Below are 21,152 nucleotides of genomic sequence, written 5' to 3' on the forward strand. Positions count from 1 at the left end.
CCGCCTGCTACTACCGGTCCACCCGCCGGGCATCTGGACATGCCTCGGCTTTTCCCTATGGTACGGGGAAGCGCCCGACAGGGCAGAAACGAGCAGGTCGGCCGGGACCAAGATCACAGATGAGTCACGTGCCCGTCACCCGGCGGACGCGTTCCGACACGCCTCCGTTCGCGATCCGACGGCCCCGGACCGCACCGCACCGCTAGCGGCTCCAGCCCACGTCCTGGAAGCGCGGCCAGCCGAAGCCGAACGCCCCGGCCCCGGTCACCCCGGTCCGCACCCCGACCAGCTCCGGGCGCTGGTACAGCGGGACGGAGTGGCCGAGCTGCCAGATCCGTACGTCCGCCTCCTGCAGCAGGTCCAGCCGGGCCGCCGGGTCGAGTTCGGCGGCCGCCCGGTCGAAGAGGCGGTCGATCTCCTCGGTGCCGCTGCGGCCGTAGTTGCGGCCGTGGTCGAGCGCGCCGTCGGCGTCCGGCCGGGGCTTGGCGTACGCGGCGCGCTGCTCGGCCGCCGGACTGGCGCCGACCGGCCAGGAGAACAGCGCCAAGTCGTACTCCCCGTCGGCGAGTTGGTCCTGGACGAAGGTGTCGGCGGGCGCGGTCCGCGGATTCACCGCGATGCCGAACTCGCCGAGCCCGATGACGAGGGCGTCGGCGGTGCGGCGGGCGGTCGCGGAGCCCGCCGGGATGAGCAGGGTGAGGACGAGCTCCTTGCCGTCCTTCGTCCGGGTGCCGCCGTTCGGCAGCTTCCAGCCCGCCGCGTCCAGCAGCTGTGCGGCGTCCTCCGGTCCGATCGCGGGGCTGTCGTCCCGGTAGCCCTCCTGGTCGGCGGCGAGCAGGTGGCTGCCGAGCGGGGCGCCGGGCAGGCCGAGCGGGCCGAGCGCGGCCTCGGCGACCGCCCGGCGGTCCACCGCCCGGCCCACCGCCCGCCGGAGCGCCGGGTCGCCGAGCGGGCCGTGGCCGGCGTTGAGGGTGAGCTGGGTGAGCGAGGCGGCGGCCGCCCGGTGCACGGTGACCCCGGGCAGTGACTCGGCCCGCCGCAGTGCCGACGCCGCGGCCTCGGGCGCCCCGGCCGGCGGATCTGCGGACGGATCGGCGGGCGCGCCGACGGCGCCCGGGGTGCCGGACGGGGGCGCGGGTGAGGGCGAGGAGGAGGGCGGGACCGGGGACGCGGGCGGCTCCGCCCGGTCCACCGCGGCGGTGAGCGGGACGACGTCCAGCCGGCCCTGGTCCAGCGCGTCCAGCCGCCGCTCGGGCGGGGCGGCCAGGAAGTCGATCCGGTCGGTCTTCGGCACGTCCCCCCACCAGAGCGGGTTGCGCTCCACGGTGACCCGCCCGCCGTCGGCGTCGTACCGGGTGAGGGCGTACGGCCCGGCGCTCAGGTGGCCGGTGCCGGCCAGCGCCCGGTTGAAGGCCTCCGGCGTGGCCGTCTCGGCGGCCGGGTAGAGCGGCCCGAACAGCGCCCGCCACTCGGCGCACGGCCGCCGGAAGGTCACCTTGACCTCGTGCGGGTCGGCGCCCTGGGTGACCGAGTCGATGGCGTCGTACCCGGCCGCCGGCCCGCCCCGGTAGGCCGGGTCCAGGCCGGACAGGGCGGCCCGCTGGGCGGTGAGGTCGGCGGCCGACAGCGGGGTGCCGTCGTTCCAGACGGCGTGCGGGTTGAGCCGGTAGGTGACCACCTGCGGCTGCTGCCCGGGCGGGGTGGACTCGGCACCGGCCAGGTAGTCCGGGTCGGGGACGAGCCGGCCGTGCTCGTCGGGCCGGAACAGCGAGGGGTACAGCGCGTGCGCCAGCAGCGCCGAGTCGGCGCTCGCACCGCGCTGGTAGACGTTGAGGGTGGCCGGTACGCCGTCCAGGGCCCAGTGCAGCGTGCCGCCGTCCCGGACGGCGCCGCGGTCGGCGGGCCGGACGTCCCCGGTGGTGGCGGTGGGATCGGCCGAGGCCGGTGCGGGCGAGGGGCCGCGGACCGGGCCGTCGGAGCAGCCGCCGAGACCGGCGGCGAGCAGCAGCGCGGCGGCTGCGGCGGTGAGCTGGCGGACGCGCATGGCGGCCATCGAACGCCGCCCGCCCGCCCGGCCCCGCCCCGACACGGCGGGCCGCCGGGCGACTGCACCCGTACGGCCCAGCCCCGGGACCTGGGGCCTGTCTTCAAACCCACGCCTGCGGGCAAACGACGGGGGTTTGAAGACAGGCCCTACAGGGCCAGCTCGAACCAGACGATCTTGCCCTTGGGCGTGCGCCGGCTGCCCCACCGCTCCGCCAGCAGGCTGACCAGCTGCAGGCCGCGCCCGCCCTCGTCGGTCTCCTGGGCGCGCCGTTGCCGGGGCTGGGCGTAGCCGTCGTCCCAGACCTCGCAGACCATGCTGCGCTCGCGCAGCAGCCGCAGCCGGATCTCGCCCCGCCCGTGCTTGAGCGCGTTCGTGACCAGCTCGCTGACCAACAGCTCGGTGGTGTCGACCAGTTCCTCCAGCCCCCGGGCGAGCAGCCAACTGCAGGCCAGCTCACGGGCCTTGGCGACGGAGGTGGGCTCGGGCGGCAGGAACCAGTTGCCGACCGCGTCCTCGGGGAAGGCGTGCACCTTGGCCATCAGCAGCGCGATGTCGTCCTCGCCGTGGTGCGGGTCGAGCTCTCCGAGGACGTGGTCGCAGAGGTCCTCCAGGCCCTTGCCGCGGTCGCTGAGCGCGGTCCGGAAGGCGCGCAGGCCCTCGTCCAGCTGGTGCTTGCGGCTCTCCACCAGGCCGTCGGTGTAGAGGCCGAGCAAGGCACCGTCCGGGAGGGTCAGTTCGACCTCCTCGAAGGGCTCGCCGCCGACGCCGAGCGGCAGGCCGGGCGGCACGTCGAGCATCCGGGCGGGCTCGCCCGGGCTGAGCAGCACGGGCGGCAGGTGGCCGGCGTTGGCGAACACGCAGCGGCGGGTGACGGCGTCGTAGACCGCGTACACGCAGGTGGCCAGGTAGACCTCGCGGGCCTCCTCGTCGGCCGTCGAGGTGAGCCGGCCGTACTGGGTGGGCGGGCCGGCCGGGACGGAGTCGTCGCCGAGGCCGCGGGCGATCTCGTCCAGCGCGCCGAGCACCTCGGCCGGGTCGAGGTCGAGCATGGCCAGGGTCCGTACCGCGGTGCGCAGTTGGCCCATGGCGACGGCGGCGCGCAGGCCGCGGCCCATCACGTCGCCGATGACCAGGGCGGTGCGGTTGCCGGGCAGCGGGATGACGTCGAACCAGTCGCCGCCGACCTCGGTGTTGTTGTTGCTGGGCAGGTAGCGGCAGGCGATCTCCAGGCCGCTGGCGGCCGGGTTGCCCGGGGGCAGCAGGCTGCGCTGGAGGATCAGCGCCCGCTCGTGCTCGCGGCGGTAGAGCCGGGCGTTGTCGATGCAGACGGCGGCGCGGGCGACCAGTTCCTCGGCGATCGCCACGTCGCGGGCGTCGAAGGGCTCGCTGCCGATCGCCCGGGAGAGCTGGACGAGGCCGAGCACCTGGTCGCGGGCGACCAGCGGGACGATCAGGGTGGAGCGCAGCAGCGGGTCGCGGCCGGGCTCGGGGACGACGCTGCGGCCGGTGCGCAGCGCCCGGGCGTGCGGGGAGCGGCGCGGGTAGCAGAGGGTGCCGCCGGCTTCGGCGATCGGCAGTCCGGTGACCGAGCCGAGCACCGAGGAGGCGCCGCCGATGACGCTGGAGACGGCGACCCGGCGCAGTTCGCCGCTGCCGTCGGTGAGCACGGTGTCGCCGAGCCGGCCGGCGCTGGGGACGGTCTCGCCGGAGAGCAGCGCGGTGTACAGGTCGACGGTGGCGAGGTCGCAGAACGGCGGGACGACGACGTCCAGGAGCTCCTTGGCGGTGGTCTCCAGGTCGAGGGTGGAGCCGATGTGCGCGCTGGCCTCGTTGAGCAGGGCGAGGTTGCGGCGCACGCCGTCGGCCTCGCGCTCGGCGACGTGCCGGCTGGTGACGTCGGAGACCTGCCCGGCCACGCCCATCGGCTGCCCGGCCGAGCCGTTGAGCCGGTACAGCGAGACGGCCCAGAGCCGGTTGCCCTCGCGGGTCGGGACGGCGCTGTGGAAGCGCAGGTCGAAGACGGGTTCGCCGGTGGCGAGGACCTTGCGCAGGGCGGCGGAGAGCCGGTCGGCCTCGGACGGCGGGAAGAGGTCGTGCGGGGTGAGGCCCTCCAGGTCGGTGGGGACGAGGCCCATCCCGGAGGCGAAGGCGTCGTTGACCCGCTGCAGCCGCAGCCGGTCGTCGAAGAGCACGAAGCCGGTGGGCGTCTGGCCGAAGACGGCCTCGGAGGCGGCGAGGTCGGTCTCGATCCGGCGCAGCCGGCCGAGGTCGACGGCCAGACAGGTGGCGCCCGCGGTGGGCAGGGCGCTGTCGGGCATCAGATAGAGCTCGGCGAGGCCCTCGCCGCCGCCGGCGTCCCGGTAGGGGGTGGTGCCGACCCACTCCTCGCCCGCGAGGGTGCGCTCCAGCCGGGCGCGGCCGCGCTGCCAGAGCTCGCGGGGGACGAAGGTGCTGATCGGGTCGGCGCCGACGGCCTCGGCGGCGGGGACGCCGAAGAACTCGGCGGCCCGCTCGCTCCACTGGCTGATCCGGCCGTCGGGGCCGATCGCGAAGGTGGCGACCCGGATGTAGTCGTAGATCGAGCCCGGGTCCCCGGCGCCCCAGGGCCGGGGTCCGACCGCGGGGTGGGCGCCCGGGTGGTCTGCCCGGACCGGCCCCGCGGTGCCCGCGGGCGGAGCCGCCGGTGCGGGCAGGTGCGGGTGACCGGCCTGCCCGGGCACAGCGGCATGACCGCTGCTGCTCGGCGCGTTCCGCGCCGGTGTGCTGTTCAACGGACCGACCCCTCCAACCCGCGACCGTCCGGATGTCGAGAAGACCGAGTATTCATCATCGAGGGGTGGGTTCACACGCCCTCAACATCACAACATCAGATCGGGCGAAGGTTTTTGTCCTACCGCCCGCGCAACCACAATGCCACGCCCGCGCCCCCTTCCGGAGCGCGCGCTCCCTCCGGGCGCCGGTTGGCATATGCAGCACGGTTCTCCTGGTGTTCTACTCGCGTCCTGCTCGGCTCACGTCCCGCCGGACTCACGCCCGCTCATTACCCGGCAGGGCCAGCTCGAACCAGACCACCTTGCCGATCCCCTCGGCCCGGGCGCCCCAGTGCAGCGCCAGCCGGTGGACCAGTTCCAGGCCCCGGCCGCCCTCGTCGGCCTCGGCCGCGTGGCGCTCCCGGGGCGGGTCCGGCAGCGGGTCGGAGATCTCGACCAGCAGCGTCTCGCCGAGCGTCAGCCGGACCCCGATCGGGGCACTGGCGTACCGGACGGCGTTCGTGACCAGCTCGCTGACCAGCAGCTCGGCGGTGTCGGTGAGCTCCTCCACGCCCCACTCGGTGAGCGCGGCGCGGACCAGCCGGCGGGCCCGGGAGACGGCCGTGGGCTCGGCGGGCAGCGTCCAGCCGGCCGTCGGGGTGCCGGCCTGGCCGTGCCCGAGCCGGGCCAGCAGCAGGGCGACGTCGTCCGGCTCGCGGCCCTGCTCCATGGTGTCCAGCACCGCCTCGCAGGCGGCCTGGATGGAGGCGTGCTGTCCCTGGAGGACGGTGACCAGTCTGCCGAGGCCGACGTCGAGGTCCTTGTCCCGGGACTCCACCAGGCCGTCGGTGCACAGCGCGAGCAGGCTGCCCTCGGGGATCTTCAGTTCGACCGATTCGAACGGGACTCCGCCCACGCCGAGCGGGGCGCCGGAGGGCAGGTCGAGGATCCGGCCGGCGCCGCCGAGCAGCGGGCCGCCGGTGCGGGTCGGCTCCGTGGCCTCCTCGCCCGGCACCACCAGGACCGGCGGGATGTGCCCGGCCTTGGCCACCGTCAGCATCGCCGTGCCCGGGTCGAAGACGGCGTAGACGCAGGTGGCGAGCAGCGCCTCGTCCGGGCCCTGGGCGAGGTCGTCGGCCAGCTCGTGGACGTGCCGCAGCAGGACGTCCGGCGGCAGGTCGAGGGCGGCCAGCACCCGGACGGCGGTGCGCAGCCGGCCCATGGTGGCGGCGGCCCGCAGACCGTGGCCCATCACGTCGCCGACCACCAGCGCGGTGCGGTCCCCGGGCAGCGGGATGACGTCGAACCAGTCGCCGCCGACCTCGGTGCCGCTGCTGCCGGGCACGTACCGGTAGGCGACCTCGACCCCGGTGGGCTGGGGGACCTGCTGCGGGAGCAGGGTGCGCTGCAGGGTGAGCGCGGCGGTGCGCTCGCGGGCGTACAGCCGGGCGTTGTCCAGCGAGCTGCCGGCCCGGTCGGCGAGTTCGACGGTGAAGGCGAGGTCGTCGCGGTCGAAGCCCTCGCGGTAGCCGGCCCGGCTGACCAGCAGCAGGCCGATCACGATGCCGCGGGCGCGCAGCGGGACGACCAGCATCGAGTGCACGCCCAGGTCGTGGGCGGCCTGGGTCTTGGGGTCGCCCGGGTAGGTGACGTCGTCCAGCTGGTCGGCGCCGGAGAGCAGCTCGGGCACGCCGGTGCGCAGCACCCGGCCGCAGGCGGAGTCCTCGGCGAAGGTGATCCGGGCACCGCGCCGGAGCATCACCTCGACCTCGGGGCCGTCCTGGACGGAGGCGGTGCCGAGCTGGAGCAGCGAGGTGCGCCGGTCGTGGCCGTGCCGGGGCAGGTCGTCACCGTGCGCGACGGCCTGGAGCAGGATCACCGCGGAGTGGTCGGCCAGCCGGGGGACCACCGAGCTGGCCAGTTCCTGGGCGATCCGGGCGGCGTCGAGCAGGTCGCCGACCCGGGAGCCGAACTCGTTGAGCAGCGAGAGCCGACGTCTGGCGTGCTCGACTTTGGCCACCGCACGGTAACGCTCCGTCACGTCCATCACGGTGCCGGAGATGCCGAGCACCCGGCCGGCCCGGTCGGTCATCCGGCTGTAGGAGATCGAGCGGTAGCCGGCCCGGGTGGTGACCGGGGAGGCGAGGGTGACGTCGATGACCGGCTCGCCGGTGGCCAGCACCTGGCGCTGGATCGCGGTGATCTCGTCGGCGGCCCGCTCGGGCAGGGTCTCGCCGGTGGTGCGCCCGACGTGGTCCTCCAGGGCGACCCCGTTCATCTCGGCCAGGGTCCGGTTGACGGCGGTGTAGCGCAGGTCGGTGTCCAGGATGGCGATGCCCAGCGGGGACTGCTCGAACAGCGCGTCCCGCACCGCGAGGTCCCGCTCGACGGCCCGTACGGCGGCCGCCTCGGCCAGGCTGACCTGGAGGAACGGGGTGCCGTCACCGTCCACCAGCAGGGAGATCCGGGCGTCCACGGCGACCGGCACGCCGTCCCGGTCGCGCAGCTCGGCGTTGCCCGTCCAGCGGCCGTGCCGCAGGGTGTCCTGGACGGCGGCCCGGATCCGGGCGACCTGCTCCTGGTCCGGGATCAGCTCGTCGATCCGGCGGCCGACCAGCAGCTCGCTCGGCCAGCCGAGCAGCTCCTCGGCGGCCGGGCTCCACAGCACCACCCGGCCCGCGGTGTCCAGGATCGCGATGGCGACCTTGAGCATGTCCAGCAGGCTGCCCCCGGGCGGGGCGGCCAGGCCCTGCCGGGCATCGGCCGGGCCGCCCGGGAACGGCCGGCCGGGGCGGCTGCGCAGCCCGGGCTGGAGGCCGGGCTCGGGGACGTCCAGAGTCGGTGCCGGCTGGACGGGCCGGGCGGCGGCCGGGACGTCGGGGCCGCCGCGACGGCGGCCGGACGCCGGCTGCGGGGCGGCCGGCGGGGCGGCGCGGCGCAGCCGGGCGCGGGCGGCGGCGCCTCCCGCGCCTCCCGCCCGCCGCGCTCCCCCGCCGTTCCCGGTTGTCGACACCGACGGGGCCTCCGGCTCTGGTCGGGATCGGCGGCGCCGGCTGGGGCGGCTCACCGATGGTGACGAATAGTGCCGAAAAGTGACATACCCAGCAGAACCCAGGCTATCCCGGCTGCCGGGTCGTCTTGTCCGATTGACCTATCCGGCGGCTTGCGCGTCGTCCGCGGCCGCGAGCAGCTCGGCGACGTGCGGCAGGACCTCGCGGTCGTGGTCGATCCAGTCCACCGAGTCCAGCTCCGCCGGGCCCAGCCAGCGCAGCTCGTCGTGGTCCTCCAGCGCGCCCGGCTCACCGGACAGCAGCTCGGCGGCCCAGAACCGCAGCTCCAGCCCCGGCCGCACGGCCCACCCGCCGGGCAGCCGCCGCAGCGCCCGCGCCCGGACGCCCAGCTCCTCCAGCAGCTCGCGCTCCAGCGCCTGCGCCTCGGTCTCACCGGGCTCGGTCTTGCCGCCGGGGAACTCCCAGCGGCCGGCGACCGACGCGGGGGAGTTGCGGCGGGCGGCGAGCACCCGGCCGCCGCGGATCAGCACCCCGCCGACGACGATCCGGAGCGGGGGCTCGACAGTGGTCTCGCTGGCCTGGTCCATGCCCCCGACCCTAGGCCCTCTCTTTCGGATCTTTGCCGGGTCCGCGACGCCGGGGCACGCACCTCGCCGCGTTGTCGTCGGTCGCCAATGCTCCGCAGTGGCTCCCTCCTCCGCCTTGCGATGCACGCACCCCAACGCCGCGGCCTGATCCGACAAGATCCAAAAGAGAGGACCTAGAGGGCCGGGTCGGCGTCCTGGGCCTCGACCCAGTACATCTGCTTGTGGCCGCGCGCCTCGAACTCGGCGGCCAGGCGGTGCGCCTCCGCCTCGGCCAGGTCCTTGGCGACCAGGAAGCGGTTGCCGTTGTCGTCCTGCCGCATCACCCGAAAGGTGCCCATGCGGGGAGGCTACCGGCCCGGGCCGCGGCGGGTCACCGCTCCTGCGGTGCCGCCCCGGCCCGGGCCCCCCCGATGCCGTGCCCCCGGCCGGCGTGGGGGTCGGGCCGGGGGCACGGGGGCGACCCTACGGCTCGCGCGCTACCGGCAGGTACGGGCGCGGTTAACGCCGGGTAACCCGGTGCCCGGCCGCGCTCCGGCCGGGCGACCGGCTCAGGCCCGGAGGTCGGGCACCTGCTCGCCGGTGGACAGGCCGAGCGAGCGCCGGATGTCCACGCTGAGCGGCACCGTCTTGGCGACCAGCGCCCGGGCCCGGCGCAGGTCGCCCGCCACGTCGTCGCCGGAGGCCGCGGCGTCCCAGGCGGTGGCCGCCTGGGTCTGGGTCTCGGCCAGCTTGTCGACCTTCGGCTGGATGTCGGTCGGCCACTCGGCCGTCGGCTTGCGCAGCGCGGCGGCCTCGGCCCGGGAGGCGGTGGCCATCCGGCGGGCCCAGGACCGGTACTCGGCCTCGGCCACCGCCACGTCCTGCTTCGGGGTGTCCAGGTAGGCCGCGTTGAAGCCCCGGACGGCCTCCAGGTAGGCCAGCTGGACCGAGGTCAGGCTGCGGCGGTCGGTGCGGACCGTCCCCAGGTGCTGGTCGTCCGGGTCCTCGAAGGCGCAGGTGACGTACCGTTCGCCGACCGCCCAGTTGCCCGCGCTCGGGTAGAGGTAGACGTCGTCCATGCCGTCCGGGACGGCCCACTGGTCCAGCGCGTAGTCGTCGAGCACCGTGCGGCACAGGGTGGCGGCCCGCTCGCGCACGACCGTCGCGCCCGGGTAGGCGCCGCCGCTGTCCGGGACCTTCGCGGTGCCGGCCACCTCGCCGTTGTGCCGCTCCGCGCAGGCCACCCGGCGCACCCAGTAGACCGTCTCGTCGCCGTTCTCGTCCGGCTTCCCGCTCGCCCCGGAGGACAGGTAGCAGTCCCCGGCCTTGAGCGCGGACCAGCGGACCGAGCCGGCGGGCGGCTTCTGGGCGTACCGGTCGCCCCGCCCGTCCCGGGCGGAGCTGAAGTCCCCCGCGCCCAGGGCGAGCGACAGCAGCAGGGTGCCCACCGCCCCGAGCACCACGCCGGCCACCGCCATGCCGTGGCCGCGCTGACCGCGGCGCTTGATCTGGACCAGGGCGAGGATCCCGAGCACCAGGGCCACCGGCGAGAGCAGGCTCAGGGCGGTCGCCAGGGAGCCGACGGCGAAGCCGTTGGTGCGCGGCTCGGGCCGGGGGTCGTACGGGTTGAGGAGGTACGGCGGGTAGGGGTGCGGGTTTCCGTGCGGGCCCGGATGGGAGTGGGGGTAGGGGTGGCCGGGCCGGAGGCCGGACTCGGCGGAGGGCGGCACGGAGGCCCAGCCGCCCGCGGGCAGCGGCGGGGGCGGCGGCTGGGGCGGGGCCTGCGGGGCGGCCGCCGGGGCCGCCGGGACCGGTTGGGCCGGCCGGTCGGCCGGCGGAGCCCAGGGGTCGGCGGCCGTCGGGACCGTCGGCTCCGGGCCGTCGGCCCCCGGCTCCCCCTCCGGCTCCTTCGCCGCGTCCTTCCCCGGTCCCTTGCGGAAGTCCACCCGCGGGTCCGGCCCCGGAGCGGCGGGCGGCGCGGACTCAGGCTCGGACACGTGGGACTCCCCCGGCCCGCCGGGCGGGCCTCGACTCGGCGTTTCGGCTATCGACACCGCCACCCGGGCCGGACGGGCCCGAGGTGAACGGTCGCGCGACTTTACCCGATCTTTCCGAACGCCCGCCCGGCCGTTACCGCCCCGGCTGCTCCGCCCCGACCCGGGCCAGGATCTCGCCGTGGATCATCGAGAACCAGCCGTCCTCGGCGGCGCCCCACTCCCGCCAGCCGGCCGCGATCCGCGCCAGCTCGGCGGGGTCCGCGAAGCCCCGTTCCACCGCCGTCCGGCCGAAGGCCGTACCGGTCACCCGGTCCGCCCACAACCCGGCCCACCACTCGCGCCGCTCGGGCGTCGCGTACGTCCAGGTGCCGCTGCTCGCGGTGACGTCGGTGAGGCCGGCCGCGCGGGCCCAGGACAGCAGCCGCCGCCCGGCGTCCGGTTCGCCGCCGTTGGCGCGGGCGGTCCGCCGGTACAGCTCCAGCCAGCGGTCCAGCGCGGGCGCCTCCGGGAACCAGGTCATCGAGGCGTAGTCGGCGTCCCGGGCGGCGACCAGCCCGCCGGGCGCCGTCACCCGGCCCATCTCGCGCAGCGCGGCCACCGGATCGGCCACGTGCTGCAGCACCTGATGGGCGTGCACCACGTCGAACTCGCCGTCCCGGTACGGCAGTCGGTGCACGTCGGCCAGTTCGAACACCACGTTGGACAGGCCCCGCCCGGCCACGTACCCGGCGGCCAGCTCCAGCACCTCGGCGGAGGCGTCCACGGCCACCACCCGCCCGCCCGGGCCGACCAGTTCGGCCAGGTCGGCGGTGATCGTGCCCGGGCCGCAGCCCACGTCCAGCAGGGCCTGGCCGGGCCTCAGGTGGTCCAGCAGGTAACCGGCCGAGTCGGCGGCGGTCCGGGACCGGTGCGAGCGCAGCACGGCCTCCTGGTGGCCGTGGGTGTAGGTGGCGGCAGGCTTCGGGCCGGGCATTCCGGGCATGAGGTCCCCCTGGGACGTGGTCGGTCGTTCCGTTTCCGCGACACCCCGACGCTACGCCTCATCCCGCATGTCGAGCAGAACCGTCTCACATGTCGATCACCGGGCCCTACGGCGACAACTCGCCGCCGTACCGTGGAGGCGCCCCGACCGGAAGACCGGACCGGACGGCCCGACCGACCGGCCCCGACCGACCCGGCCCCGACAGAACGGTCCCGCCCATGCCCGGCCCCGACAGAACGGTCCCGCCCATGCCCGGCCCCGGCCAGCGCCCCTTCGTCCTGCTGAGCGCCGCCGTCTCGCTCGACGGCCACCTCGACGACGCCTCCCCCGACCGCCTGCTGCTCTCCAACGCCGCCGACTTCGACCGGGTCGACCAGGAGCGGGCGGCGGCCGACGCGATCCTGGTCGGCGGCAACACCCTGCGCGCCGACAACCCGCGCCTGCTGGTCAATGACCCCGCACGACGGGCCTCCCGGGCGGCGGCCGGGAGGCCGGAGCACCCGTTGAAGGTGACGCTCAGCGCGAGCGGCGCCCTCGCCGCCGACCTGCGGTTCTGGCACACCGGCGGCGCGAAGCTCGCCTACACCACGGCGGCCGGGGCGGCGGTGCTGCGGCCCCGGCTCAACGGGCTGGCCGAGGTGGTCGCGCTCGGCGACTCGGTCGAGCTCGGCGCGGTGCTGGACGACCTGGGCGCGCGCGGGGTGCGCCGGCTGATGGTCGAGGGCGGCAGCGGGGTGCACACCCAGTTCCTCGCCCAGGGCCTGGCGGACGAACTCCAGCTGGCCGTCGCCCCGCTGCTGGTCGGCCAGCCCGGGGCGCCGCGCTTCGTCGGCCCGGCCGCCTTCCCCGGCGGCCCGACCCGGCGGATGCGGCTGCTGGAGGCACGTACGGTGGGCGACGTCGTCCTGCTCAGGTACGCCCCGAAGGAGCCCGCGCCGTGACCCACCCCGCCGCCACCGACCTCGACCACCTGCGCCGGGCCGTCGAACTCTCCCGCCGCTGCCCGCCCTCCGCGACGGCCTTCTCGGTCGGGGCGGTGGTCGTCGGCGCCGACGGCGAGGTGCTCGCGGAGGGCTTCAGCCGGGAGACGGACGCGCACGACCACGCCGAGGAGGCGGCCTTGGCCAAGCTCCCGGCGGGCGACCCCCGGCTGCGCGGGGCGACCGTCTACAGCAGCCTGGAGCCCTGCGGGCAGCGCGCCTCCCGGCCGGTGCCGTGCGCCCGGCTGCTGATCGCGGCGGGCGTGCCCCGGGTGGTGGTCGCCTGGCGGGAGCCGGACCTCTTCGTCACCGACTGCCAGGGCACGGCCCTGCTGGAGGCGGCCGGGGTCGAGGTGGTGGAGCTGCCGGAGCTGGCCGAGGAGGCCCGGGCGGTCAACGCCCATCTGCTCCCGTGATCTTTTGTATCATTCGGAAACAAAGAGCTCGCCTTCTCTCCCCGCCTCCAGGAGCCGCCCCATGACCGCCGCCCCCGTCCGGTTCACCACCCGCGCCCTCCTCCTCGACATGGACGGCACCCTGGTCAACTCCGACGCCGTGGTCGAGCGCTGCTGGACCCGCTGGGCCGAGCGGCACGGCCTCGACCCCGTCGCGGCGCTCACCGTCGTCCACGGCCGCCAGGGCCACGCGACCATGGCCGTACTGCTGCCGGACCGCCCGGTCGAGGCCAACCTCGCCGAGAACGAGCAGATGCTCGCCGAGGAGCGCGCCGACACCGAGGGCGTCGTCCAGGTCCCCGGCGCCGACGCCTTCCTCGCCTCGCTGACCGGCCTGCCGCACGCCCTGGTCACCTCCGCCGACCTCCCGCTCGCCCGGGTCCGGATGGACGCCGCCGGCCTGCCGATGCCGCCCGTCCTGGTCACCGCCGAGTCCGTCGGTGCCAGCAAGCCCGACCCCGAGGGCTTCCTCAAGGGCGCCGCCGCCCTCGGCTTCGCCCCCGCCGACTGCCTCGCCTTCGAGGACTCCGGCGCCGGCATCGCCGCCGCCCGGGCCGCCGGCATGCGCGTCATCGGCATCGGCCCCCGCGCCGCCGCCCACCACCCGGACGCCCTCGCCCCCACCCTCACCGCCGTCACCGTCACCCCCGCCCCGGACGGCACCCTCACCATCACCGTCGCCGCCTGACCGACAACGCGGAGGGGCCGGACTTCCGATGGAAGTCCGGCCCCTCCGGCGAACCGTGATCAGTAGTGGTACCTGGCGGCGAGGACGATGATCTCGTCCTGCGTGACCAGGTAGACCAAGCGGTGCTCGTCGTCGATCCGCCGCGACCAGGCGCCCGGCAGGTGGAACTTCAACGGCTCCGGCTTGCCGATGCCCGAGAACGGGTCCCGCAGGGCCTCCTCGATGAGCCTGTTCAGCCGGGCGAGGATCTTCCGGTCGTTCTTGAGCCAGGAGGTGTAGTCCTCCCAGCCCTGCTCCTCGAAGACGAGCCTCACCTGGCAGCCGGCCCCGAGTCCGCCACGTCGGGGTCGATCAGCTCACGCTCGGCGAGGTTGATCCGCCCCAGGGCGTTCTCGTACGCCTTGAGCAGCCGCCGGGCGTTGGCGGGCGAGCGCAGCAGGTACGAGCCCTCGCGCAGGGCCGCGTAGTCCTCGGCGGAGACGAGCACGGCATTCCCGTGCTTGGAGACGATCTCGATGGCCTCGCGATCCTCGTTGACCTTCTTGATCAACGGAAAGAGATCTCGGCGCGCCTCGCTTGCGGTGATGGACATGACGGGCAACCCCTTCCGCAAAGTGGTACGGGAAAGCGTACCACTCCTGGACGTCGCCGAGCCGGGCCGGACAACGCCGGAGGGGCCGGACTTCCGATGGAAGTCCGGCCCCTCGTACGGGAGTTGTGCTACCCGGTCAGACGTTGAAGCGGAACTCCACCACGTCGCCGTCCTGCATGATGTACTCCTTGCCCTCAATGCGGGCCTTGCCCTTGGAGCGGGCCTCGGCGATGGAGCCGGTCTCGACCAGGTCGTCGAAGGAGATCACCTCGGCCTTGATGAAGCCCTTCTGGAAGTCGGTGTGGATGACTCCGGCGGCCTCGGGGGCGGTGGCGCCCTTCTTGATGGTCCAGGCGCGGGTCTCCTTCGGGCCGGCCGTGAGGTAGGTCTGCAGGCCGAGGGTGTCGAAGCCGACCCGGGCGAGGGTGGCGAGGCCGGGCTCCTCCTGGCCCATGGACTGGAGGAGTTCGAGGGCCTCGGCGTCGTCGAGCTCGATCAGCTCGGACTCGATCTTGGCGTTGAGGAAGATCGCCTCGGCCGGGGCGACCAGCGCGCGCTGCACGTCCTTGAAGTCCTCGTCGGCCAGCTCGTCCTCGTCCACGTTGAAGACGTAGAGGAAGGGCTTGGCGGTCAGCAGGTGCAGCTCGCGGATCGGGGCGGTGTCGAAGCCGGCCTCGAAGAGGGTCTTGCCGGTCTCCAGGATCGCCTGGGCGGCCTCGGCGGCGGCCAGCACGGAGGCGGTCTCCTTCTTGAGGCGCGCCTCCTTCTGGAGTCGCGGCAGGACCTTCTCGATGGTCTGGAGGTCGGCCAGGATCAGCTCGGTGTGGATGGTCTCGATGTCGTCCTTGGGCGACACCTTGCCGTCCACGTGCACCACGTCCGGGTCGGTGAAGGCGCGCACGACCTGGCAGATCGCGTCCGACTCGCGGATGTTGGCGAGGAACTTGTTGCCCAGACCCTCACCCTCGCTGGCGCCGCGCACGATGCCGGCGATGTCGACGAAGTCGACGGTGGCCGGGAGGATGCGCTGGGAGCCGAAGATCTCGGCGAGCTTGGCCAGCCGCGCGTCCGGGACGCCGACGACGCCGACGTTCGGCTCGATGGTGGCGAACGGGTAGTTGGCCGCCAGCACGTCGTTCTTGGTCAGGGCGTTGAACAGGGTCGACTTGCCGACGTTCGGCAGGCCGACGATTCCGATCGTGAGCGACATGAAGCGCAGTCCCGTGGGCTTGGAGGAGTTGGGTCGGCACCGTACGGGCCGACCCCCAAGTCTACGGGCAGCGCCCGCGTCGGCTCACTCCTCGGTCGGGGCCGGGAGCGGCTCCAGGAACTCCAGCCGGTTGCCCAGCTTGTCGGCGGAGTAGAAGCGGCGGTGGCCGGGGTGGTGGTCGTCCCAGGTGACCTCGTGGCCGTGTGCGGTGAGGCGCTCGGCCAGGGCGTCCAGCGAGGTCACCAGGATGCCGGGGTGCCCCTTGCGGGCCGGGCGGAAGTCCGGGGTGACGCCGAGGTGCACCTCGACCCCGCCGCCGCGGAACCAGCACCCGCCGCGCGCCGCCAGCACCGGCGGCTTCGGGAGCTCGGTCATGCCGAGCACGCCGGACCAGAAGGCGCGGCACTCGTCCTCGGCGCCGGCCGGGATGTCGAGCTGGACGTGGTCGAGGCGTTCGAAGGTGAAGTCGGCGGTCATGCGGTCCCCCGTGCGGTCATCAGATGATCATGGTGCGTCGGCTCGGCCGAGCAGGTCAGCCCTTGAGTGACGATCACAGGAGTACGCCATCCGGGGACACGGGACAAGGCCTGAACGGTCCATTACACAGTGTGGCGATGATCGGACCGTACGTTGGGCGGGTGGAGCAGAGCATCCGTACCCAGCCGCCAGGGCCCAGACGCCGTCCGCCGACCGGCGCGGCTCCGGCCGCCGTCCCCGGTCCCGGCCGGGCGCCCGAGAGTGCCGGAGCCCCCGCGGCTCCCCCGTCCCGGCTACGCCCGGTGGCCGACCGGCCCGCCGCACGCCCGTCCCCGAAGCGCCGGCTGCGGGTGTACGGCCGGCGCCGGACCGGCCGGCCGACCCGGCTGACCGCGATCGGCACCGGCGTGCTCGCGGTGCTGGCCACGCTCGCCGTGGCCGGCCTGGACCGGCTGCTCTTCGACGACCTCGGCTGGCTGTTCGGCCTCGGCTACCTGGTGGTCTGCTTCCAGCTGGCCGTCCGGGTCCGCTACGTCGATCTGCTGGCCGCCCCGATCAGCGGGCCGATCGCCTTCGCCGTGGCGCTGCTGGCGCTCGCCCCGGTCAGCTCCTCGGGCGTGACCGCCCAGGTGGTGGCGCTGGCGACCGGGCTGGCGCTGCGGGCCGGCTGGCTGTTCTCCGGCACCGGGCTGGCCGCGCTGATCGTGCTCGCCCGCTTCATCGCCCAGCGCCGGATCCAGCGCTCCCGCTGACGGCCCCGGCGCGCGGGCCCTGAGGGCGTGTCCCTAGCCCGCCGCCCGGGCCGCCGCCATGGCGGCCCCGACGATGCCCGCGTCGTTGCGCAGTTCCGCCGGCACCACCCGCGCCCGGCGGTCCTTCAGCAGCGGCAGGAACTTCTCGTGCTTGCGGCTCACCCCGCCGCCGATCACGATCAGTTGCGGGGAGAACAGCATCTCGACCAGGTCCAGGTACTCGTCGACCCGCCCGGCCCACTGCTCCCAGTCCAGCCCGTGCCGCTCCTTGGCGGCCGAGGAGGCCCGGCGCTCGGCGTCCTTGCCGCGCAGCTCCAGGTGGCCCAGCTCGGTGTTGGGCACCAGCGCGCCGTCCACGAAGAGCGCGCTGCCGATGCCGGTGCCGAAGGTGAGCACCAGGACCACGCCCGACTCGCCCCGGCCGGCGCCGTGCGCGGTCTCGGCGAGACCGGCCGCGTCGGCGTCGTTGAGGACGGTCGCGGGCATGCCCAGCGCGTCGCGGAACAGGCCCTCGGCGTCCAGCCCGATCCAGCCCTTGTCCACATTGGCCGCGGTCCGGGTGCGGCCGCCGACCACCACCCCGGGGAAGGTCAGCCCGACCGGCCCCTGGTGGTCGAAGTGGCGCACCACCTCGCACACAGCCGCGACCACGGCCGCCGGCTCGGACGGCTGCGGAGTGAGCACCTTGTGGCGCTCCTGGGCGAGTGCGCCCCGGGCGAGGTCGACCGGGGCGCCCTTGATGCCCGAACCGCCGATGTCCACGCCGAATACCGCCGTCATCGCTCCACCCTCCGCCGTCCGGCCGCGGACCGGCTCGTCCACAGCCTGTGCATGAAACGCAGCCTGGGCACAAAGCTACGAGAGCGGGGGCGGGCCCGCACAGCAACGGACCCGGTGCCCGCTGCGGGCACCGGGTCCGTCACGGAAGGCCTAGAGCTTGCCGGCGGCCTCGGCGCGCAGGTCGCGGCGCAGCTCCTTGGGCAGCGAGAAGATCAGGTGCTCCTCGGCGGTCTTGACCGTCTCCACCGTGTCGTAACCGCGCGCGGCCAGGAACTCCAGCACGCCGTCGACCAGGATCTCCGGCACCGAGGCGCCGCTGGTCAGGCCGACCGTGGTGACGCCCTCCAGCCAGGACTCCTGGATCTCCTCGGCGAAGTCGACCAGGTGGGCGGCCTTGGCGCCGTACTCCAGGCCGACCTCGACCAGCCGGACCGAGTTGGAGGAGTTCTTGGAGCCGACCACGATCAGCAGGTCGGTCTCCGGGGCCAGCTGCTTGACCGCGACCTGGCGGTTCTGGGTCGCGTAGCAGATGTCGTCGCTGGGCGGGCTGACCAGCGCCGGGAAGCGCTTCTTCAGCTCGCCGACGGTGGCCATGGTCTCGTCCACCGACAGCGTGGTCTGGGACAGCCAGACGATCCGGGACTCGTCCCGCACCTCGACGTTGGCGACGTCCTCGGCGCCGTCCACCAGGTGGATCCGGTCCGGGGCCTCGCCCATGGTTCCGATGACCTCCTCGTGGCCCTCGTGGCCCACCAGCAGGATGTCGTAGCCCTCGTCGGCGAAGCGCACGGCCTCCTTGTGCACCTTGGTGACCAGCGGGCAGGTGGCGTCGATGGTGGCGAGCTTGCCGGCCCGCGCCTCGTCGTGGACGGCCGGGGCGACGCCGTGCGCGGAGAACACCACGATCGAGCCCTCGGGCACCTCCTCCGTCTCGTCGACGAAGATCGCGCCCTTCTTCTCCAGGGTCTGCACCACGTACTTGTTGTGGACGATCTGCTTGCGGACGTAGATGGGCGCCCCGTACTGCTCCAGGGCCTTCTCCACGGCGATCACGGCGCGGTCGACACCCGCGCAGTAGCCCCGGGGGGCGGCGAGCAGGACACGGCGCGGCGCGGTGTTGGACATGGCTCCATCGTACGGGCGGCCGGGAGCCCCACCGCGCCGGGCGCGGGGCCGCGCCGCCTCCGGGCCCTTTCCGGTCGCAAACGGTCGGGGATTGCCCAACTGTGGTCTCCATGAGCGCTGTGAGTGAGCAGCCGACGCCGGGCGGCCTGCGCCGCACCCTGGGCGTCCGCGATCTGATGGTCTACGGGCTGCTGTTCATCGCCCCGATGGCCCCGGTCGGCGTGTTCGGCGTGCTGGACGCCAGGAGCCACGGCGCGGTGGCCACCGTCTACCTGGCGGCGACGGTCGCGATGGGCTTCACCGCCTTCTCGTACGCCCAGATGGTGCGCGCGGTGCCGCAGACCGGTTCGGTCTACGCCTACGCGCGGGCCGGGCTGGGCGAGGGGCCGGGGTTCATCGCCGGGTGGATGGCGATGCTGGACTACCTGCTGATCCCCGCGGTGGCCTACCTGTTCTCCGGGATCGCGCTGCACTCGCTGGTGCCGGGGGTCCCGCGCTGGCTGTGGACGGCGGTCGCCGTGCTGGTGACCACCGCGCTCAACCTGGTCGGGGTGCGGACGGCGGCCGCGGTCGGCTTCGCGGTGCTCGCGCTGGAGATCGCGGTGCTGGCGGTGTTCGTGGTCGCGGCCGTGGTGGTGCTGGTGCGGGACGGCGCGCGGCGCGGCTGGGACACCCCGTTCACCGCCGTCGGGGACTTCTCGCTCACCGCGGTGGTCTCGGCGGTGTCCGTCGCGGTGCTCTCCTACCTGGGCTTCGACGCGATCGCGACCTTCGTCGAGGAGGCGGTCGGCGCCTCGGCCGCGGTGGCCCGGGCGGTGCTGTGGTGCCTGGCGCTGGCCGGAGTGCTGTTCGTCGCCCAGACCTACCTGGCCGCGGTGCTGGAACCCACCACCCCGCAGCAGCTGGCCGCCCACCCGGCCGCCCAGGGCTCCGCCTTCTACGACACCGTGGAGGGCGGCATCGGCCACTGGCTGCACGTGCTGGTGGCGAGCAGCAAGGCGATCGGCGCGGCCTTCGCCGCGCTCGCCGGCCAGGCGGCGGCCGGGCGGCTGGTCTTCGCGATGGCCCGGGACGGGCGGCTGCCGCGCCTGCTCGGCTCGGTCGACCGGGGCAGCGCGGTGCCGCGCCGGGCGCTGCTGGCGGCCGCGGTGGTCACCATGGCGGCGGCGGTCTGGGCGGCCGAGCGGGACGACGGGCTGGACCAGCTGACCTCGGTGGTGAACGTGGGCGCGCTGACCGCCTTCGCGCTGCTGCACGCCTCGGTGGTCGGCTGGTACACCGTCCGGCACGGCTCGCCGGACCGGCTGCGGCACCTGGTCGTCCCGCTGCTGGGGATCGCGGTGATCGGCGCCGTGGTCTACGAGGCCTCGACCACGGCGCAGCTGGTCGGGCTGGTCTGGCTGGCGGTCGGCCTGGTGGTGCTCGGCGTGCAGGGCAGTACGGCGGACGGTGTCGGCGGGCGCCGCTAGCCTCGTACGCATGGCCAACACCAGCTCCCCCGAAGCCCCGCTCCCGGTCGGCAAGGTCTCCGCGCTGATCGGCGGCTGGATCGACCGGCTCGGCGCGGTGTGGGTCGAGGGGCAGATCACCCAGCTCAGCCGCCGCCCCGGCGCGGGCGTGGTGTTCCTGACCCTGCGCGACCCGCAGGCCGACGTCTCGCTCACGGTGACCTGCTTCCGCTCGGTGTTCGAGCAGGTCGCGGACGTGGTGCAGGAGGGCTCGCGGGTCGTCGTGCACGCCAAGCCGGAGTGGTACGCGGCCCGCGGGCAGCTGTCGCTGCGGGCCTCGGAGATCCGGCCGGTGGGCCTGGGCGAGCTGCTGGCCCGGCTGGAGCAGCTGAAGCGGCGGCTCGCCGGGGAGGGCCTGTTCGCGGCCGACCGCAAGCGGCGGCTGCCGTTCCTGCCGCAGTGCGTCGGGCTGGTCACCGGGCGCGGCTCGGCGGCCGAGCGGGACGTGCTGGAGAACGCCCGGCGGCGCTGGCCGGCCGTCCGCTTCGAGGTGCGCAACGTCCCGGTGCAGGGGGTCAGCGCGGTGGAGCGGGTGAGCGCGGCGGTGCGGGAGCTGGACGAGCACCCCGAGGTGGACGTGATCATCGTGGCCCGGGGCGGCGGCAGCGTGGAGGACCTGCTGCCGTTCTCGGACGAGGGGCTGGTGCGGCTGGTCGCGGCCGCCCGGACGCCGGTGGTCAGCGCGATCGGGCACGAGCCGGACCAGCCGCTGCTGGACTTCGTCGCCGACCTGCGCGCCTCCACCCCGACGGATGCCGCCAAACGGGTGGTTCCGGACGTCGGCGAGGAGCTGGCCAAGGTCCGCCAGCTGCGCGACCGGGCCCGCCGACACGTACAGGCCCGGGTCGAGCGCGAGCAGCACGGGCTGGACGGGCTGCGCAGCCGCCCGGCGCTGGCCGCCCCGCACCGGATGCTGGACGGGCGCGGCCAGGAGGTGGAGGGCCTGCTGGAGCGGACCCGGCGCACCCTGCGGCACCGGCTGGACCACGCCCAGAGCGACCTCGGGCACACCCTGGCCCGGGTGGTCGCGCTCTCCCCGGCGGCCACCCTGGAGCGCGGCTACGCGGTGCTGCAGCGGGCCGACGGCACGGTGGTGACGGACCCGGCGGGGCTCGCGGCCGGGGAGGGGCTGCACGCCCGGGTGGCGGGCGGCGGCTTCGACGTCACCGTGGCCCCGGGGCCCGGGGCGGCGGACCCTCAGTAGCGGACCCCTAGCCGACGCCCCCCGGCAG

At 74.9% G+C, this 21,152-nt stretch carries 17 protein-coding genes and 1 pseudogene; 5 read left to right on the top strand and 13 right to left on the bottom strand.

Going from position 1 to position 21,152, the window contains the following annotated elements:
* Window positions 1–202: 202 nt before the first annotated feature.
* From ACFVXG_RS06725 to ACFVXG_RS06755, 7 genes are all read right to left on the bottom strand, one after another.
* Complete coding sequence (locus ACFVXG_RS06725) at window positions 203–2,044, bottom strand: ABC transporter family substrate-binding protein (RefSeq protein ID WP_387924999.1); 1,842 nt, start codon at window positions 2,042–2,044, stop codon at window positions 203–205.
* A 149-nt stretch (window positions 2,045–2,193) separates the two neighbouring features.
* On the bottom strand, window positions 2,194–4,818 hold the full coding sequence (locus tag ACFVXG_RS06730) for a SpoIIE family protein phosphatase (protein WP_387925001.1): 2,625 nt from the start codon (window positions 4,816–4,818) through the stop codon (window positions 2,194–2,196).
* Between the two features lie 256 nt (window positions 4,819–5,074).
* Entirely contained in the window at window positions 5,075–7,810 is a 2,736-nt protein-coding gene (locus tag ACFVXG_RS06735; protein ID WP_387925003.1) for a SpoIIE family protein phosphatase, read from the bottom strand.
* Window positions 7,811–7,948: 138 nt separating this feature from the next.
* On the bottom strand, window positions 7,949–8,395 hold the full coding sequence (locus tag ACFVXG_RS06740) for an NUDIX domain-containing protein (RefSeq protein WP_387925005.1): 447 nt from the start codon (window positions 8,393–8,395) through the stop codon (window positions 7,949–7,951).
* 173 nt (window positions 8,396–8,568) lie between these two features.
* Complete coding sequence (locus tag ACFVXG_RS06745) at window positions 8,569–8,733, bottom strand: hypothetical protein (RefSeq protein WP_387925007.1); 165 nt, start codon at window positions 8,731–8,733, stop codon at window positions 8,569–8,571.
* A gap of 210 nt (window positions 8,734–8,943) precedes the next feature.
* On the bottom strand, window positions 8,944–10,371 hold the full coding sequence (locus tag ACFVXG_RS06750; protein WP_387925009.1) for a DUF4190 domain-containing protein: 1,428 nt from the start codon (window positions 10,369–10,371) through the stop codon (window positions 8,944–8,946).
* Between the two features lie 133 nt (window positions 10,372–10,504).
* The gene (locus ACFVXG_RS06755) at window positions 10,505–11,353 is read right to left on the bottom strand and encodes a methyltransferase domain-containing protein (RefSeq protein WP_387925010.1); all 849 of its coding nucleotides are present in this window, start codon (window positions 11,351–11,353) and stop codon (window positions 10,505–10,507) included.
* A 248-nt stretch (window positions 11,354–11,601) separates the two neighbouring features.
* Between ACFVXG_RS06755 and ACFVXG_RS06760 the strand changes: the two are divergent.
* Together ACFVXG_RS06760 and ACFVXG_RS06765 are read left to right on the top strand one after the other, a co-directional pair.
* Window positions 11,602–12,749: pseudogene (locus ACFVXG_RS06760) on the top strand (dihydrofolate reductase family protein).
* Window positions 12,750–12,810: 61 nt separating this feature from the next.
* Entirely contained in the window at window positions 12,811–13,476 is a 666-nt protein-coding gene (locus tag ACFVXG_RS06765; protein ID WP_387925012.1) for an HAD-IA family hydrolase, read from the top strand.
* Between the two features lie 59 nt (window positions 13,477–13,535).
* Here ACFVXG_RS06765 and ACFVXG_RS06770 read toward each other — a convergent pair whose 3' ends face one another.
* The 4 genes from ACFVXG_RS06770 to ACFVXG_RS06785 form a co-directional block, all read right to left on the bottom strand.
* Window positions 13,536–13,790 (bottom strand): Txe/YoeB family addiction module toxin, encoded by a 255-nt coding sequence (locus ACFVXG_RS06770; protein ID WP_387925013.1) that lies wholly within the window; start codon window positions 13,788–13,790, stop codon window positions 13,536–13,538.
* On the bottom strand, window positions 13,787–14,068 hold the full coding sequence (locus ACFVXG_RS06775) for a type II toxin-antitoxin system Phd/YefM family antitoxin (protein WP_387925015.1): 282 nt from the start codon (window positions 14,066–14,068) through the stop codon (window positions 13,787–13,789). Before ACFVXG_RS06775 ends, ACFVXG_RS06770 begins: the two co-directional genes overlap by 4 nt.
* Before the next feature lie 136 nt (window positions 14,069–14,204).
* Window positions 14,205–15,278 (bottom strand): redox-regulated ATPase YchF, encoded by a 1,074-nt coding sequence (gene ychF, locus ACFVXG_RS06780; RefSeq protein ID WP_387925017.1) that lies wholly within the window; start codon window positions 15,276–15,278, stop codon window positions 14,205–14,207.
* An 84-nt stretch (window positions 15,279–15,362) separates the two neighbouring features.
* The gene (locus ACFVXG_RS06785; protein WP_387925019.1) at window positions 15,363–15,755 is read right to left on the bottom strand and encodes a VOC family protein; all 393 of its coding nucleotides are present in this window, start codon (window positions 15,753–15,755) and stop codon (window positions 15,363–15,365) included.
* Between the two features lie 302 nt (window positions 15,756–16,057).
* Here ACFVXG_RS06785 and ACFVXG_RS06790 point away from each other — a divergent pair, with 302 nt between their 5' ends.
* Window positions 16,058–16,507: a DUF6542 domain-containing protein gene (locus ACFVXG_RS06790; protein WP_387925021.1), complete on the top strand. Its 450-nt coding sequence runs from the start codon at window positions 16,058–16,060 to the stop codon at window positions 16,505–16,507.
* A 33-nt stretch (window positions 16,508–16,540) separates the two neighbouring features.
* Here ACFVXG_RS06790 and ppgK read toward each other — a convergent pair whose 3' ends face one another.
* Together ppgK and ACFVXG_RS06800 are read right to left on the bottom strand one after the other, a co-directional pair.
* Window positions 16,541–17,287, bottom strand: a complete 747-nt coding sequence (gene ppgK, locus ACFVXG_RS06795; protein WP_387925023.1) for a polyphosphate--glucose phosphotransferase — start codon at window positions 17,285–17,287, stop codon at window positions 16,541–16,543.
* A gap of 150 nt (window positions 17,288–17,437) precedes the next feature.
* On the bottom strand, window positions 17,438–18,412 hold the full coding sequence (locus tag ACFVXG_RS06800) for a 4-hydroxy-3-methylbut-2-enyl diphosphate reductase (protein ID WP_387925025.1): 975 nt from the start codon (window positions 18,410–18,412) through the stop codon (window positions 17,438–17,440).
* Window positions 18,413–18,522: 110 nt separating this feature from the next.
* On the opposite strand from ACFVXG_RS06800, the gene ACFVXG_RS06805 reads away from it, so the two are divergent.
* The gene (locus ACFVXG_RS06805) at window positions 18,523–19,881 is read left to right on the top strand and encodes an APC family permease (RefSeq protein ID WP_387925027.1); all 1,359 of its coding nucleotides are present in this window, start codon (window positions 18,523–18,525) and stop codon (window positions 19,879–19,881) included.
* Window positions 19,882–19,891: 10 nt separating this feature from the next.
* Window positions 19,892–21,124, top strand: coding sequence for an exodeoxyribonuclease VII large subunit (gene xseA, locus ACFVXG_RS06810; protein WP_387925028.1), 1,233 nt, complete (start codon window positions 19,892–19,894; stop codon window positions 21,122–21,124).
* The last annotated feature ends 28 nt before the right edge of the window (window positions 21,125–21,152 follow it).

This window comes from Kitasatospora sp. NPDC058162 (genome assembly GCF_042884005.1).
GTDB lineage: Bacteria > Actinomycetota > Actinomycetes > Streptomycetales > Streptomycetaceae > Kitasatospora.

Excerpts from the sequence above, each read along its gene's own strand:
- ACFVXG_RS06805 (WP_387925027.1), top strand. The coding sequence starts at position 18,523 with ATGAGCGCTGTGAGTGAGCAGCCGACGCCGGGCGGCCTGCGCCGCACC.
- ppgK (WP_387925023.1), bottom strand. The coding sequence starts at position 17,287 with ATGACGGCGGTATTCGGCGTGGACATCGGCGGTTCGGGCATCAAGGGC.
- ACFVXG_RS06740 (WP_387925005.1), bottom strand. The coding sequence starts at position 8,395 with ATGGACCAGGCCAGCGAGACCACTGTCGAGCCCCCGCTCCGGATCGTC.
- ACFVXG_RS06745 (WP_387925007.1), bottom strand. The coding sequence starts at position 8,733 with ATGGGCACCTTTCGGGTGATGCGGCAGGACGACAACGGCAACCGCTTC.
- ychF (WP_387925017.1), bottom strand. The coding sequence starts at position 15,278 with ATGTCGCTCACGATCGGAATCGTCGGCCTGCCGAACGTCGGCAAGTCG.
- ACFVXG_RS06725 (WP_387924999.1), bottom strand. The coding sequence starts at position 2,044 with ATGCGCGTCCGCCAGCTCACCGCCGCAGCCGCCGCGCTGCTGCTCGCC.
- ACFVXG_RS06765 (WP_387925012.1), top strand. The coding sequence starts at position 12,811 with ATGACCGCCGCCCCCGTCCGGTTCACCACCCGCGCCCTCCTCCTCGAC.
- ACFVXG_RS06785 (WP_387925019.1), bottom strand. The coding sequence starts at position 15,755 with ATGACCGCCGACTTCACCTTCGAACGCCTCGACCACGTCCAGCTCGAC.
- ACFVXG_RS06800 (WP_387925025.1), bottom strand. The coding sequence starts at position 18,412 with ATGTCCAACACCGCGCCGCGCCGTGTCCTGCTCGCCGCCCCCCGGGGC.
- ACFVXG_RS06775 (WP_387925015.1), bottom strand. The coding sequence starts at position 14,068 with ATGTCCATCACCGCAAGCGAGGCGCGCCGAGATCTCTTTCCGTTGATC.
- ACFVXG_RS06755 (WP_387925010.1), bottom strand. The coding sequence starts at position 11,353 with ATGCCCGGAATGCCCGGCCCGAAGCCTGCCGCCACCTACACCCACGGC.
- xseA (WP_387925028.1), top strand. The coding sequence starts at position 19,892 with ATGGCCAACACCAGCTCCCCCGAAGCCCCGCTCCCGGTCGGCAAGGTC.